The 15,407-nt window shown below is 37.0% G+C and carries 14 protein-coding genes and 1 pseudogene; 13 read left to right on the forward strand and 2 right to left on the reverse strand.

Going from position 1 to position 15,407, the window contains the following annotated elements; translation table 11 throughout:
- The 6 genes and pseudogenes from ABDW16_RS16575 to ABDW16_RS16600 form a co-directional block, all read left to right on the forward strand.
- Positions 1-166 (forward strand): helix-turn-helix domain-containing protein (locus ABDW16_RS16575; RefSeq protein WP_343671288.1); only part of this gene is annotated, 166 nt, incomplete at its 5' end.
- A gap of 1,124 nt (positions 167-1,290) precedes the next feature.
- Positions 1,291-2,835: an IS21 family transposase gene (gene istA / locus ABDW16_RS16580; protein ID WP_343671182.1), complete on the forward strand. Its 1,545-nt coding sequence runs from the start codon at positions 1,291-1,293 to the stop codon at positions 2,833-2,835.
- 18 nt (positions 2,836-2,853) lie between these two features.
- Positions 2,854-3,582, forward strand: coding sequence for an IS21-like element helper ATPase IstB (gene istB, locus ABDW16_RS16585; RefSeq protein WP_343671183.1), 729 nt, complete (start codon positions 2,854-2,856; stop codon positions 3,580-3,582).
- A gap of 89 nt (positions 3,583-3,671) precedes the next feature.
- A pseudogene (locus ABDW16_RS16590) lies at positions 3,672-4,151 on the forward strand (phage integrase SAM-like domain-containing protein).
- A 427-nt stretch (positions 4,152-4,578) separates the two neighbouring features.
- Entirely contained in the window at positions 4,579-5,037 is a 459-nt protein-coding gene (locus ABDW16_RS16595; protein ID WP_343671184.1) for a hypothetical protein, read from the forward strand.
- The gene (locus ABDW16_RS16600) at positions 5,003-5,233 is read left to right on the forward strand and encodes a hypothetical protein (protein ID WP_343671185.1); all 231 of its coding nucleotides are present in this window, start codon (positions 5,003-5,005) and stop codon (positions 5,231-5,233) included. Before ABDW16_RS16595 ends, ABDW16_RS16600 begins: the two co-directional genes overlap by 35 nt.
- Before the next feature lie 665 nt (positions 5,234-5,898).
- On the opposite strand, the gene eptA is transcribed toward ABDW16_RS16600, so the two are convergent.
- Entirely contained in the window at positions 5,899-7,428 is a 1,530-nt protein-coding gene (gene eptA, locus ABDW16_RS16605; RefSeq protein ID WP_343671186.1) for a phosphoethanolamine--lipid A transferase EptA, read from the reverse strand.
- A complete protein-coding gene (locus ABDW16_RS16610) occupies positions 7,409-8,236 on the reverse strand; it encodes a phosphatase PAP2 family protein (protein WP_343671188.1) in 828 nt (275 codons plus the stop codon). The genes eptA and ABDW16_RS16610 overlap by 20 nt, the downstream gene beginning before the upstream one ends.
- A 675-nt stretch (positions 8,237-8,911) precedes the next feature.
- Between ABDW16_RS16610 and ABDW16_RS16615 the strand changes: the two genes are divergently transcribed.
- The 7 genes from ABDW16_RS16615 (at position 8,912) to ABDW16_RS16645 (ending at position 15,335) form a co-directional block, all read left to right on the forward strand.
- Positions 8,912-9,958 carry a histidine kinase gene (locus tag ABDW16_RS16615; protein ID WP_343671190.1) on the forward strand — a complete coding sequence of 349 codons (1,047 nt, stop codon included), beginning with the start codon at positions 8,912-8,914 and terminating at the stop codon, positions 9,956-9,958.
- 1 nt (position 9,959) lies between these two features.
- On the forward strand, positions 9,960-10,679 hold the full coding sequence (locus ABDW16_RS16620; protein WP_343671192.1) for a LytTR family DNA-binding domain-containing protein: 720 nt from the start codon (positions 9,960-9,962) through the stop codon (positions 10,677-10,679).
- A gap of 130 nt (positions 10,680-10,809) precedes the next feature.
- Complete coding sequence (locus tag ABDW16_RS16625) at positions 10,810-11,208, forward strand: HTH domain-containing protein (protein WP_343671193.1); 399 nt, start codon at positions 10,810-10,812, stop codon at positions 11,206-11,208.
- 374 nt (positions 11,209-11,582) lie between these two features.
- Positions 11,583-12,134, forward strand: coding sequence for a VOC family protein (locus ABDW16_RS16630; protein ID WP_343671195.1), 552 nt, complete (start codon positions 11,583-11,585; stop codon positions 12,132-12,134).
- Between the two features lie 245 nt (positions 12,135-12,379).
- Positions 12,380-12,610, forward strand: coding sequence for a VOC family protein (locus ABDW16_RS16635; protein ID WP_343671290.1), 231 nt, complete (start codon positions 12,380-12,382; stop codon positions 12,608-12,610).
- A 365-nt stretch (positions 12,611-12,975) separates the two neighbouring features.
- The gene (locus ABDW16_RS16640) at positions 12,976-13,908 is read left to right on the forward strand and encodes a helix-turn-helix domain-containing protein (protein ID WP_343671196.1); all 933 of its coding nucleotides are present in this window, start codon (positions 12,976-12,978) and stop codon (positions 13,906-13,908) included.
- Between the two features lie 173 nt (positions 13,909-14,081).
- Positions 14,082-15,335: an alpha/beta hydrolase gene (locus ABDW16_RS16645; protein WP_343671198.1), complete on the forward strand. Its 1,254-nt coding sequence runs from the start codon at positions 14,082-14,084 to the stop codon at positions 15,333-15,335.
- Positions 15,336-15,407: the final 72 nt, after the last annotated feature.

The raw sequence follows: 15,407 nt of genomic DNA on the forward strand, positions 1-15,407 counted from the left end.
TCAAAATAAAATCATTGAACGTGCAAAAGAAATGCTTTCAACAACCGATCTGTCGGTTAGTGAAATAGCTTATTCCTTAGGGTTCGATTACCCACAATCGTTTCAGAGACTGTTTAAGAACTATACCAAAACATCTCCGCTTGAATATAGAAATTCATTCAATTAACACTGCTTTAAAGATTATATTTTGCGGAAGCAGTTCGGCGATCCGGCTGGAAGAGTGAGGTAGCTATCCTCTTTTTTAAACAGGAATTTCACCTGCTTAAATTGCCAGGCTTTTCCTCGTACACCCAAATTGCCATTTTGTCATTTAAATTAAATGATCAACCTATTCTTATCAATCCTTCATTAAGGCTTGCAAATTCACTTAAAGCCTTTAAATCCCGTATCAGCAGGTTAGAAATCTGTCCAGTCGTCCCGACGTAGTTAAGGCACGTAAAACGCAGGTTTTATGTGCCTTTTGTGTTTTTGGGGTGTAGTTTAGGTGAATCGATATCGATTTGTTCGTGAGTTAAAAGGTGAATCGTTTTGTGAATTATATTCGTGATTCACGGAATAGCGTGCAAATGATTGATCTTTATTTAATTATGTCGAATTAATCGGGGTTGTTTGATATGATTTCAATTTCATTTTTCGTGGCTTGTGAGTGAGCTTTTGGTGTAATTGATTTTTAACACGTAAAAATGATTTTAATGGAAAGAAAAGATTCCTTTGGGGGGCACTTTGTGTTGCGCCGGATGAAAAGCGGGAAAACTACATTTATGCCCGGGTAGTAGTAAACGGAACTATCAGCGAGGTAGGGGCTAAGCAGGAGATCGCTGCAAACAGCTAGAATTATGACAGCGGTTGTGCAAAACCTAAAACGGATGAATTAAAAAGGATTAACAGTTATCTGGAAGAAATGAGGGGAAAGCTGGTAAGGCATTATCAGCAGTTACGTTTGGGAGATGAGGCAATAAGTGCGGATATGGTGAAGCAGGCATTTTTGAATTATGATAAACCTAAAGAGCAGCATTCTTTAATGTGGCTCATTGATCACCACAACAAGATTATGAAATCGGTTCTTGCCTGTGAATTTCGAATCCTGTTGACCACCAGTCCGCTATCTTGACCAGCACCGTAATTAGACTCTTATATTATCATATTGATTATCATTACTCTAGAGGGGTCAACATGCCGGAACGACATAAATAATTTATCCTGCCAGGTGGTCAATATGCCGTTACGGCATATTGACCACCCGTAGTTTCCATGAGTTTATTTGTTTTGGGGTATAAAATCCCCCGGAAGATGTCAGGAGAAACTATCAGCATGATTAAGCTAAAGCAAATCTTTTTGCATCGAAGGAATGGAATGGCGCTGGAAGCCATTGCCAGAGCTATGTCTACCTCTCGTAATACTGTAAAAAAGTATATTCGTTTAGCTCAATTAAAGGGTTTAAACATTGAAGAATTAGCTTCAATGGAAGACCATCAATTGGAGCGGCTTTTTGCTGAACCTACGGTAGTAAGCAAATCCAGATATGAACAACTCGAAGGGATGTTTGTCTGGATTGAACAGGAGTTGAAGCGAACGGGAGTAACGCGCTGGATTTTATGGGGCGAGTATAAGGCCCGTTATCCCGATGGCTATGCATATACACAATTTTGCGAGTACTATCGTGAATGGTTAGAACATAGGGGGGCGACTATGCATCTTGAACATCAGCCAGGTGATAAGCTTTTCATTGACTTCGCAGGTAAAAAGCTACGTCTCATAAACTATGAAGATGGTTTAGTTACAGATGTGGAAGTTTATATCGCGATCCTTGGTTATAGTCAGTTAACATACATTGAGGCCCTTTACACTCAAAGAAAGGAAGACTTTTTACACGCTACAGCTAATGCATTAAGTTATCTCGGAGGTGTACCAAGGGCTTTAATTACAGATAATTTGAAATCTGCTGTGACATCAGCGGACAACTATGAGCCGGAGATTAATGAAAACTTTCTTGATTTTGGAAACCATTACCAAACAACGATCTATCCGACCAGGAGCAGGCGACCAAAGGACAAAGCGGTTGTGGAGAGTGCTGTAAACATCATGTATAAAAGAGTCTACGCGCCATTAAGGAATAAGAACTTCTTTGATCTGAAGGAATTAAATACTGCTATTCACGAACTGCTGGAGCGACATAACAATGAATTATTACAAAAAGAGGGAATAAGTCGAAGGAAGAAATTTGAACTGTCAGAATTGAAATGTCTGTCACCATTACCCGTAGAAACCTACCAGTTTAAACAGTATAAAGTCGCCAAAGTAATGAAGAACTGCCATGTGCAGCTTGAGAAACATTATTATAGTACACCATATCGCTTCATCGGTAAAGAGGTTAAAATTATATACTCAAAAGATCATGTACACATATTCTTTAAAGCAGAAAGAATAGCCTACCACACCAGAAGTTACCAACCTTATACATATACAACTATAGGAGATCACTTACCATCCACTCATCAATTTGTAAATGACTGGAATCCGGAAAAGTTCCTGTCATGGGCCGATAGTATTGCTCCTCAGGTAAGGTTATATCTGGAAGAAATCCTGGAGCAGAGAGTATATCCTGAACAGGCTTATAAGAGCTGTTTAGGTATTTTAACGTTGGCAAAGAAAACTGGTAAAGAAAGATTGATAAAGGCTGTTGAACGTGCAAGCTATTACCAGATATATAATTATAAAACGATAAAGAAAATCTTGGATGGAGGATTAGAAATGTTATTTGAACAAGAACTGGAAGAACAACAGAGAAAACTGCCACTTCATAATAATATCCGAGGTAAGGATCACTTCCAATAAGTTTTAAACTAAATATTTATGCAAGAAATTATTAAACAGCAATTGGGCCAAATGAAGCTCTATGGAATGCAACAGGCCTATACTGCAGTATTGGCAAATAAGCGCCCTGATTCTCTTACACACGATGAACTAATCCATTTGCTTGTACAGGCAGAATGGGAAAATAGAGAAAACAGAAAGATCAATCGTTCTATGAAAGGTGCAAAGTTCCGCTACCAGGCAAGCGTCGAAGAAATAGATTTTGATAAGAGCAGAAACCTCGACCGAACGCAGCTCCTACGACTTGCTGAAGGTGTCTTTATTCAAAAGAAGGAAGACCTTCTAATAACAGGAGCCTCTGGTGTGGGTAAAAGTTACATCGCATCAGCACTCGGCCACCAGGCTTGCCAATTAGGATACAGGGTACTGTACTTTAACACACAGAAGCTCTTCTCAAGATTGAAAATGTCAAAAGGTGACGGATCTTATATCAAAGAGATCAATAAAATTGAGAAGTTTGATCTTCTGATCCTGGATGATTTTGCTTTGCAGCCGTTAGACAATCATAATCGCAATACATTGATGGAAATTATTGAAGATAGGCATGGCCGTCGTTCAACGATTATCGCATCACAGTTGCCTGTAAATGTATGGTATGAAGTTATCGGTGAAAGTACTATAGCAGACGCAATACTTGACAGACTTGTTCATAAAGCGCATAGAATTGAACTTCGGGGAGAATCCATGCGAAAATTGAAAAGCAAATAGTGGGACTTTATTACTTTTGTAATAAATCGACATCTTCTTATGGATGGGCCTGCCTCCGGCAGGAATATTATTATGTTATAAAGGTGGTCATGATACCGGACCACTGGTCAGCTTCCCCGAAATACACACTTGCCCAAGGGACTATGAAAAACTACTACACTACTGCGAGCTATTTACAGCTGTTTATTAAAAAACATTATGGTACAAATGATCTGTTGCTCAGGAAGCTGACTTTTGAGTTTATCACGGGTTTTGAGCATTATGTAAGGACCCAGTAACTGATGGAGCATGATCAATGCACCAATAATGGGGCTATGAAGCATATGGAGCGCCTGAAGAAAATAATGAAATGGGCGAAGGATAATGAATGGGTAGATAAAAACCCGTTTGAATTATATAAGTTGAAATTTAAGCATAAGGAGCAGGATTTTCTGAGTCTGGAAGAGTTGAAGTCTATAGAGAATAAGGAATTTGAAAATGAGATGATAAAGCAGCTGTTTCTTTTTCAGTTGTTACACAGGATTAGCATTTGCGACTTTATTAAGTCTGAAACCAGAGAATATATTTAACGCTAATGATGGAATGAAGTGGATCAGGACATCCAGAGCAAAAACTGGTACGACAGTTTACGTACCATTACTCAAACAGGCAATATCTATATTGGATATATACAATCAATCCTCGGAGTATATTTTCCAAACCACTACAAATCAAAATATAAATAGAGGTCTTAAAATAATCAGCGAGATCTGTGAGATAAAAAAGCACCTGACGTTTCACCTTGCCAGGCACACGTTTGCAACTACAATTACCTTAATGAATGGTGTGTCTATAGAATCGATCAGTAAAATGTTAGGTCATACGAAGTTGAGTACAACAATGATTTATGCGAAGGTAACACAGAGCAAAGTAGCGATGGATATGGCGATGTTACAGCAAAAAATGAACAAGAATGAATAGAATCCGAGTTGTATCACGACCTACATTTGTATAACTATGAAAAAAGAGAAGTATCCTTATATATTAAATGAAACGACTGCCAGATTTGACTTTGAGAGTAAGGGGCCAAATGGTACAGTAAAAAAAACGGTCGATTATTATAAAATTGGTAGATGGATAGATGGATCACAAGTATATAACCTTGCTTTTGGTGATTGGGATGAAAACAATAATGTAATAAATGATCTTTCACGAACAGATAATAATGACCGGGATAAAATATTAGCAACCGTTGCAAGTACAGTAATTGATATGGTAGCTGCAATGGAGCACATAGCGATATATGCAGAGGGTAGCACGCCAGCACGCACAAGATTGTACCAGATAGCCATCAATAACAATAAAAAGGAAATAGAAGGGATTCTCAATATTTATGGATATATAGACGAAAAGTGGCAGCTATTTGAATCAGGAAAGAACTATGAAGCGTTTTTGGTTACCAGAAAAAAAGTTTAAATTTGATCAAAAGGAAGAAATTATGTCTGCAAAAATTTCAAAATTCCTTGAAAAAAGGGAAAAGCCAATAGTAGGTAAATCGAGCATTCCAGAAGATGCGGTACGCAATAGCCCTTTTATTATAAAAAAGATAGAGCAGGCTAAGCGCAGATTAAAGGAACATCCTTTTCCTATTGAACTGCTAAAAGCAAAATAATATTTTCTGAATGCCTCACATTGCTGAGGCATTTTCATTTATTTTAAACGAGCTGTACAAATTTGGTGCTACTACTATCGAAAGTAATTTCTCCGTTAACCAATATATAATCCAGATCATTTTAATACAATCCTGATCAATTTTTATACAGGTGTATAATTCTACCCCAGAAATTTGTTACCATTGTGTTTTGATTAGTAAAACAAGAAAAAGTCCCCCGCACACTTATACTTGTCTCTTATGTGAAATTGAGCTAAACAATACTTAGCACAATGAATTTGATTGTTAATAGACAAATATTCTGAAAATGAAAAATGTGATGGTTGAAAAACTTCAACGTGGCAAAGAAGACGGTATTTGAATTGACCAGATTGTAACCCTTAAGCACCTTGAAGCATTTGAAGTAGAATTACTTGCTAAAATCGAATCTCTCCTCTCTGGTTTAAACACGCCAAAGTCCCCACACAAGTGGCTGAAATCTTACCAGGTTAAAGAAATGTTGGGTATTTCTTCAGGTAGACTACAAAAGTACAGGGACAGTGGTACACTTCCGTTTAAGAGAATTGAAGGGGGAAGAAAAGACGGCTTTGGAATGTCTAACACAGTATTTTGGAAAAGCGGATAGGTTACCTTCCACGTCAACCAGAATTCATCATAGTCGTCCGCTATTTAAAAATGTTCAATTCCTCATTATAAACAGGACTTTGTATGCCCAAAAAATTTAAAATACTGTGAAATACATAGTCTTGTGACAATGGACTTTCTGGCTTCAGTTGTTTTAAACTGTTATCAGATGTCCAAACTATAAAAGGAATGTCATATTGTTGTTTCGGCGCCAGGCTTAAAGGCATACCATGCATGTATAGATTTTTTTCTCCTAAAGACTCGCCATGGTCGGAAACAAAAATCATTGCACTTTTATATTCCTTTAATTGTTTTAAATCTTCAATCACATTGTATAAAATATAGTCGGTATAACCAATCGTATTGTCATAAGCGTTGACCAGTTCTGTATTAGAACATTTTGCTAATTCAACGCTATTACAGACTGGCTTAAAAGTTTCGAACTGAGGCGGATATTTTTTGCTATACTCAGGTCCATGACTTGTACTTGTGTGCAATATTATCAATACCTTGTTTTTTGTACTTGCTGCTATTTGCTCTTTCAGGTTATTCAAAAGAACTTCATCGTAATCGCATCTATCGCCTTTACAATCTTTCATCAGCGCCTCTTTGTTCAGGTAATTTTTTATATGAACGGGTGGTTCTCCCCAGTTTGTGGTTCTCCAGACAACCTCTACGCCATTTCTATATAAATAATTGGGCAAGATCTCATACAACTCGCCTGTATTTTTATGTTCTAAAATACACTTTACACCTGCAGTAGTGTAGGTGGCGCAAGAGGTAGCATTAAAATGAAATACACCAGGGGTTTTTGAAAGAAGTGGATTTGTATTTTTACTGTACCCGTATAAAGAAAAATTTTCACTTCTGGCGGATTCTCCTATCACTAACACAACAACCGATTTCTGGTTATCTTTTATGGTAGCATCTGGCAATAATATTTCTTTTTCATTTTCCTGGTGTTTATGTACAAAAAACAGAGAAAGATTTACTGTGTAACTCCATGGCATTGCAAGCCCACCTAATACTTTTGAATTTTTATCAACCCACAACCAATTTTGGGAATTGGCAAATACTACAGTTAACATAAATAATAAACTAGCTAAAGCGATGACTAAAAATCGCTTGAATGTTACACGTAGTATTTTGGCTTTAATGATAATAATGGCAGGTATAATACCAAGCAGAATTATATAGAGTAGTAATTTTATGGAAAAAAAACCAGATGCCTCAGCATAATTGGTATTTTGCACATTACCCATCATTTCTGCATCTATTATAACCCCGTAAGTATTAATAAAGTAAACTGCAATTGCGCTGAAAATAAAGAATAATGCCAGGATAATTTTTCCTACAAAGCGTAATAGAAAGAAAATCAAAAAAAAGGCAAAAGAATTTGCAACCAGCATTAGAATAATAAAACAAGTAATAATGGTAATGCCGTTAAAACTTTTATAATCAACATTATTAAAAACAAATTTGAAAAAGGGAAAATGAAAGAATAAGAAGTTAAGACAACCTATTAATAAAGAAAAGTGAACGATTTTTATATTATCTTTTAATAAACGCATAAACCAGTTTATATAACGGAACAATTGCGCAAGTTAATACAAAATAAAATATTATCAAATTTTTATCTATTATCCGGCTGATTAATGACACACAACAAGCCAGTATTAATAAAATAAAAATCGGATAGTATTTTTTATTGTTCACCCAGGCCCAGATTTTATATTTCCGGCTGATAAAGATTCCTGTCAGTCCCGAGATATATCCGATAATACTGCCAATAATAACGTCTAGCGGATAATGCGCTCCTACGCCTACCCTTGTAAACGCAATAATTAGTCCTGTTATGATTGTAAGAAGAACCCATAAAATTTTATAGGGCAACTTTTCGGGCATAAATGCAAACAACAAAACAGTAAAAGTTGTGAAGACTGTAATTGAGTGTCCAGAGGGTAAACTGGCATACCCAACAGCTGTTTTTCCGATGATGACAAAACAATTATTATCAAACACCACAGCAGGTCTTGGCACCCGAAATATATTTTTTAAACCGACAGAAAATACAAGAGAAGCCAGCGATGCCGATATTAATGACTCCCATATTTTAGGCGCATACAAAATGAAAATACTTAAAAGAGACAAAATAATTGAAGCATCCCCTAATTGGGTAAGATTATAGATGATGTCCGGGAATTGGCCTAAATTATAATTAATAAAAAAGAAATTATCCTTTTGAATCTGTATATATTTATCAGTATGTAAAGAACCCTTGTGGTGTAAAAATAAAGTAATTGCGGCTAACAAGGATATGGGCACAGAAAATAAACATGGTTTGAGTTTAGAATAATTATTAATAACTTTTACATTCATTGTACATTACGAGTTTTTTTTACAAACCTGTTTGATAAATCACCAGATAACCTGACCAACATCACTTTCCAGGATGCAAGCGTTGCTGATCGGCTACATCGCCAGCAAGTTGAATAAAGTCTGTTTCCTGTGAAGTCATTGGACTTATTAGATATTGTGCCGCTAAGGGTAACTTTCTCCTGCGAATATGCCTGGACTACAATGGCAAAAAAAAGTACCGGAAAGGATATAGATTCTGCTTTCATTTACTAAGGGATAGCGTTAAATATTGATATTTTCGGCTAAAGTATATTTTTGTTGACTCCGCATATTTTATATATACAAAATGCCTTACTTTATATATTAAAGTAGCCTTTACATCTAGTAAAATAAATCGCACACTAAGATTTAAGCGTAAGAAGCCTTATTTTCAAAAGACACTATTTCTAATTAGATGGAGACCTTAGTTTCGCGATCAGAACCTGCCATCTTTGGGGTAACGGCTTCTATTTGTTAAACGTTTTTGGAGAAGTGTGGATTGAAATATCTTTTGGGGCTTGTATGTTATTATTCAGCTTTTAGAAGAGGTTTACCATCTTTAAATCATATTTTGGTATATAATTAAAGCGCTTTTGTATAGTAAAGATTTATATTCTTTGCGTATTGCTACATTTGCCAGAAACCTAAAATGGGTTTATGAATAAAACTTTACACAGAAGAACCATGGATGGCAATTGGATGATCCAGTTGACCATTTCAGAAAAATACCGATTTCAACGTCATTTGTTAACGATCGTATTTTGTATTGTTGTTTTGTATTACAGTCCGGCGGACTATGTCGAACCTTTCGAAACCTATAATCGACTGGTCATTTTTTTTCAGATAATTTTATTGGCCTACGGTAATATGTATTTTTCTGTGCCTAAATTTTTGTTTAGAAAAAAATACCTGAGTTATGGTCTTTTTGTGTTTGTGAGCATAATTCTTTGGTTTTACGTTCATGAAGTTTTTTCCTTTTATTTTAAACCTGATTTACTGCCTTACGAGGATGACAATATCAACTTTTTTACCTTTTCCTTTATGGTAATGATGCTTATTATTGCATCGGCAGCAGTTAAATTATTCCAGCAGTGGATATCTGATGCGCAGCTGATTCATGATCTGGACCTGGCAAAAACTAATACCGAACTGGAGCAACTCAAAAATCAGATCAATCCGCATTTCCTTTTTAATATGCTTAATAATGCCAATGTTTTGATTGAGGATGATCCTAAAAAAGCTTCGCAGGTTTTGGTGAAACTAAGTGACCTACTTCGTTATCAGCTCTATGACAGCTCGAGAGATAAAGTTTTATTAACTTCAGAAATCCATTTTTTAGAAGATTTTTTAAACCTGGAAAAAGTTAGACGGGATAATTTTAATTTCTTAATATCAAAAGAAGGTGGATTGAGCGGTGTTCAGGTTCCGCCCTTATTATTTATTTCATTTGTCGAAAATGCTGTAAAACACAATAATGACTCAGCGAAATTATCCTATGTAAATTTGTTTTTCGATGTTCGCCATGCTGAGATTTTTTTCAAATGCATCAACTCAAAACCCGCTGTAAAAGCAGTTAATAAATCTGGAGGATTAGGCCTGGCCAATATTAAAAGAAGATTGGAACTCCTGTTTCCTTCTTCGCATGATTTGAAAATAGAAGACAATTCGGAAACGTACTGCATTACCTTAACTTTAAAATACTAAAATGAACTGCATAATAGTTGATGACGAACCATTAGCAAGAAAAGCAATCCAGAAGCTGGTTTATCAGACAGAAAATCTGGAGTCTATAGCCTCATTTAATGGAGCAGATGCTACAAGGGAATTCCTGGCAAAAAATGCTGTTGATTTAGTGTTTCTTGATATTCAAATGCCGGGCGTGAATGGAATTGAATTTGCCAGAACTATTCCTAAAAAAACTTTAGTGGTATTTACTACCGCTTTTCATGAATTTGCTTCTGAGAGTTATGAAGTCGACGCTATTGACTATTTAATCAAACCTGTAAAATTAGAACGCTTTCAAAAAGCAGTTGAAAAGGCACAGACGTATTGCAAATTATTTCATAATGATTATATAAACAGTAATATAGAAAACATAACCGATGATTATATTTTCGTAAGGGCAGACCGCAGAATGTTCAAAGTACATTTTAGTGACATTCTTTTTATCGAAGGCTTAAAAGACTATGTGGTTATTTATTTAGAAAATCAAAAGGTGATTACGCTGATGAATATTAAAACTATTAATGATTTGCTTCCAAAAAACTTCTTTGTCAGAGTTAGCAAATCTTATATAATCAATGTAAATAAAATAAATTCAGTGGATAATAATACTATATACATAGGAAAGAACGAAATACCGATTGGCAATATTTACAGGGACTTCTTTTTTAATGAATTTGTAACCAAAAAGATTTTGAAGTGATAAAAGGGGGCTGTCGCATTTGCCAAAATAGAATATAAGCTCAACCAGACGCCGACAATTTTTCATACGAATCGTATAATTTTGCCATTGGATATAATTTTCAAAGACTTCTATCTTAAAATTAAAGTTAATGGTTGATACAGAAACATCCAGGCTTTCAAGATTAATCGCTTTATTGACACTGTTACAATCAAAGCGGTTATTTACTGCACCTGAATTTGGAGAAAAATTAGGAGTGAGTGTACGCACAATATATCGGGATATAAAAACATTAGAGCAAGCAGGAGTTCCAATTATAACAGAAGAAGGAAAAGGCTATACGCTTATGGAGGGCTATAAATTGCCGCCGGTAATGCTGACAGAGGATGAAGCAAATGCTTTGATAACTGCTGAAAAACTGGTATTGACAAATAAAGACATTTCTCTTATAAAAAATTATGGTAAGGCTGTTACAAAAATAAAATCTGTATTGCGGAACGATACAAAAGATAATGTTGAATTACTTTCCAGGCGAATTGATTTTTGGTAAGCCTCAAATAATAATTATCAAGAGAGCAACCTCCTGTCTGTTGTTCAAAATGCAATTACCAATTTCTATGTAATTAAAATTGAGTATCACGCTGCACAAAAAGATGAAATTGCACAAAGAAGCATTGAACCTTTTGCCGTTATTAATAAAGTAGGAGAGAATTGGTATTTAATTGCCTGGTGCCGTACCAGAAAAGATTTTCGGCTGTTTCGGTTCGATAGAATAAAAAAACTGCAAATCACGGAAGATACATTTACGCCACACAAAATCAGCCTTCAGCAATACCTGGAAAATTACAGGAAAAATAATTTTTCAGACCCCTGACATAAGGTTGTCACAACCCGTTTTTAGCTTTGTGTTATAATCTTAAAATTATGTATAACAAAGAAGCTGAAAAAATCAAAATAGTTCCCGAAAATTATTCTGCTGTTACGCCCTGGGTTATTTCTCCATCAACGGAGAAGTTAATTGAGTTTCTGAAAGAAGCATTTGATGCTGAAGAAATTCCAAACAGCATTATCAAAAACGAAGAAGGAAGCGTTATCCACGCAGTTATTAAAATAGGAGATGCCATATTGCTGCTGTTTGATGCAAGAGAAGGTTGGGCACCAACGCCGGTTTTTTTGAATTTGTATGTAGAAGATATCGACAAATCATATCAAAGAGCGTTGGCATCTGGAGCTACATCTGTAACAGATATTACAACGCTTTGGTTTGGCGAAAAGGTTTGCAGAGTTTTAGACCCTTTTGGAAATTTGTGGTGGATTAATCAACGTATTGAAGAAGTTGATTTTACCAATCCCGAAGAAGTTCAAAAAAGAGCATCTACTCCCGAAGCGATAGCAAAAATCGGATACATTCAGCAATCACTGGACGAAGCGGTGAAAATCCAACAACACTTCCTGAAAATAAAAACAGAAGATTGATTGTCAATAGTTCGGTAGTTTTTTGAAAAAAGTACCGAACTATTGAACCTTAAAACCGGGCTTGATAAGATATGCCTTTACTTCGCAACTTACACTCTAATAAAGTACAGAATGAAAGTAGATACGGCGAAAGGAATAGAAACTCCTTTTCACCGTATTGTGATCTATTCAGGAATGCCACGCTGTTTGCAGTATTCCCACACTTGTTGGAAATCCTCTATCAATAAGTTCGAAAAGGAAATATTATTTTCAGCCAATATAGCTTTACCCCAAGGCAATTAACGAATGGTACAAAACACATTTGGGATTTGATACTGATCAATTATAGAGTAGAAAATCTGGAGGCTTTAGTTGAAGAGTTAAAGAAAGCGAACGTCACTATAGTAGACAAAATCGAAACATATGATTATGGAAAGTTTGTACACATTTTAGATATTGAGGGAAATAAAATTCAATTATGGGAGCCTAAGGACTAAATTTAGTTCACTTTGTTACACTTTACCTGGCAGCAGCCGTCATTGCCTTACCATTTACTACCAGTTTTAACCGATTTTATTTCCCCAGCCTTTTTCCGGGAGGGGTGATCTTCTGTTCATATTGAGCTGCTGGCTCTATGGATAGCTTATTTCCCGGACTGGTTTAACTGCATTTAACGGTTAAAAAACCTACCAGATTTCAGTTCAAAAACATACCGCCCAACTCATACCCGGATCGAAATCTTTCAAGATACCCTTTTCAGGAAAACGAACTGCCACTCGTTTAACCTTGTGAATTTTGCGTACATTTATGTGCTCCGATCTTAGGCACAAAAATGTTTTGTATCATCCCTTATTGATAAGCAATGAAGAATGGTTTAACGGATATTCCAAAATATAATTTAAAAAATTTCAGGCATATCCATCGGCAAATTAGTTCCGGATCAGCTTTTGGGCATAACGTGCCGGATGCTTCTAAAATAATTGAAGGATTTGAAATTTATTCCAGTGATGGGATGGTCCGATCGAAGGGGCCCTTAAAATCTGAATTTTACCGACTTACCATTACTATTACCGGGTCGCTTAATATGCGTATAGGGCTTGATCAATATACTCATCGGCCAGGTACCCTGGCATTTACTTTCCCTAACCAGACATTTTCTACCAGTGATTTTTCTGACGATGCATCAGGCTACTATGTATTCTTTAATCCGGAATTTTTAAGTGATATTATTCCATCAATAAAAATCGCAGATGAGTTTCCGTTCTACGATAATTCCGGTACGCCTGTATTCCAAATTGCGATTGAAGAGCTGGAAATTATGCTTGCACTGGTCATGAGAATAAATGATGAATTGCAGCATCAAAAGACCGGCCGTGACAAAGCTATTAAAATGTATGTGTATTTATTGCTGCTTGAGGCCAAAAGAAGCTATGAGCGCCAAAGCATTGGTAATGCCGAATCTGCTCTTCAGGACTCTTACAAATTAATTAGCCGTTTCAGGGAATTAGTTACTCAACATTACCTTAATAAAAGGCTTGTTGATGATTATGCGAAAATGTTAGGAGTCAGCTCCAATCACCTAAACAAAACAGTAAAGAAAAGCACAGGAAAGACCGCTTCGGAAGTTATAAAAGAAATGATATTACAAGAAGCTAAATCACTATTGTTGTATACAAATAATTCCGTTTCTGAAATTGCTTATCGTTTGGATTTCCCCGATCCAGCCTCTTTCAATCGTTTTTTCAAGACTATTACAAACGAAACTCCCCTCGTTTACCGATCCAGACATAATTAAGCCAATAAAAGGCATAATTACGCTAATGCCCCATCTTTGATTAATGCCCAATTTTGCTTTAGAATTCAGCCGCAATATTATGGCATTTAATATTGTGGCCGACTGTGCCGCGTGCGTTTCTTTAAAGACAGAGACAGTGGAATTGGCCCTTTTAACACATTAATCATCCTTCTATGAAACGCAGAAATTTTGTAAAAAATACTGCGCTTACTGCTCTGGGAACGGCTTTGATCCGCCCTCTGGAGGTATTGGCAGAAAAAAGTACAAACATGAAAACGAAAGATCAATTAAAGGACATGGAACTGCCGGCAGGTATACGGGAGCGGTACGTAACCGGAGTCAACGGACTGACCGTGCATGTATTGGAAGCCGGTTTTGACACACCAAAACGCCCTGTTATACTTCTGTTGCATGGATTTCCTGAACTTGCCTACAGTTGGCGAAAGGTAATGTTGCCATTGGCCGCTGCGGGTTACAATGTGATCGCTCCTGATCTTCGGGGCTACGGCCGCACAACGGGATGGGACAATAGTTATGATGGAAATTTTGCCTCTTTCAGGACACATGAGCTTTCCCGCGATGCCCTCGGTTTGATGATGGCTATGGGACATGATTCTGTTTACACTATCGTCGGACACGATATTGGCGCGATAGTAGCAGCCTATTGTGCGCTCGTAAGACCGGACTTTTTTCGGTCAGTTGTTCTGCTAAGTTGTCCCTTCGGAGGTGTGCCACCTTTGCCTTTTGGCGTTGGAGAACAAACTGTGCCAAATCTACAACAGCAACAATCTGTACAAGATCCCCTGGCGTCATTACCAAGGCCCCGTAAGGACAGTACTACCTATTTCTCGTCACGTGGCGCCAATAGTGAGATGCTGAACTGCAGGCAGGGCCTGCACGATTTCCTGCGGGCTTACTTTCACGTAAAGAGTGCCGACTGGAGCCAAAATAAGCCGTTTCCACTTACCTCGGGCCTGGCGGAGGAACTTGCTAAGCAGCCGGCTTATTATGTTTTGGATCTTGATAAAACAATGCCGGAAGTAGTAGCTGCTGACATGCCCTCGCCGAAGGAAATATCCGCTTGTAAATGGCTACCGGACAGCGAACTCGATGTCTATACACAGGAGCTTAATCGTACTGGTTTCCAGGGTGCTTTAAATTGGTACCGTTGCACTACCAACGGATTAAACAGGTCTGACCTCGAACTTTTTTCGGGTCACACAATAGATGTGCCTTCTTGTTTTATTTCAGGGATCGCCGATTGGGCAAGATTTCGTCCGCCAGGCGCACTAGAGAAGATGCAGCAGGGGGCCTGCACACAAATGCGGAGCTTTCATATCATTGACGGTGCGGGTCACTGGGTGCAACAAGAACGACCTGAATACCTCACCAAAGTTATAGTCGATTTTTTGCAAAACGTGAAATAGGAGCTTAGCGGCTGAAATTGGAAAATAAACCCCTCCAGGCATTTTCCGAAGGGGTTTTAAAAATACCGAAAG

The organism is Chitinophaga sp. (assembly GCF_039596135.1).
Taxonomy (GTDB): domain Bacteria; phylum Bacteroidota; class Bacteroidia; order Chitinophagales; family Chitinophagaceae; genus Chitinophaga.

Coding starts and splice junctions, on each gene's coding strand:
- ABDW16_RS16625 (WP_343671193.1), top strand. CDS start 10,810: ATGGTTGATACAGAAACATCCAGGCTTTCAAGATTAATCGCTTTATTG.
- ABDW16_RS16595 (WP_343671184.1), top strand. CDS start 4,579: ATGAAAAAAGAGAAGTATCCTTATATATTAAATGAAACGACTGCCAGA.
- ABDW16_RS16630 (WP_343671195.1), top strand. CDS start 11,583: ATGTATAACAAAGAAGCTGAAAAAATCAAAATAGTTCCCGAAAATTAT.
- ABDW16_RS16620 (WP_343671192.1), top strand. CDS start 9,960: ATGAACTGCATAATAGTTGATGACGAACCATTAGCAAGAAAAGCAATC.
- ABDW16_RS16615 (WP_343671190.1), top strand. CDS start 8,912: ATGAATAAAACTTTACACAGAAGAACCATGGATGGCAATTGGATGATC.
- ABDW16_RS16640 (WP_343671196.1), top strand. CDS start 12,976: ATGAAGAATGGTTTAACGGATATTCCAAAATATAATTTAAAAAATTTC.
- eptA (WP_343671186.1), bottom strand. CDS start 7,428: ATGCGTTTATTAAAAGATAATATAAAAATCGTTCACTTTTCTTTATTA.
- ABDW16_RS16600 (WP_343671185.1), top strand. CDS start 5,003: ATGAAGCGTTTTTGGTTACCAGAAAAAAAGTTTAAATTTGATCAAAAG.
- istB (WP_343671183.1), top strand. CDS start 2,854: ATGCAAGAAATTATTAAACAGCAATTGGGCCAAATGAAGCTCTATGGA.
- ABDW16_RS16645 (WP_343671198.1), top strand. CDS start 14,082: ATGAAACGCAGAAATTTTGTAAAAAATACTGCGCTTACTGCTCTGGGA.
- istA (WP_343671182.1), top strand. CDS start 1,291: ATGTCAGGAGAAACTATCAGCATGATTAAGCTAAAGCAAATCTTTTTG.
- ABDW16_RS16610 (WP_343671188.1), bottom strand. CDS start 8,236: ATGAATGTAAAAGTTATTAATAATTATTCTAAACTCAAACCATGTTTA.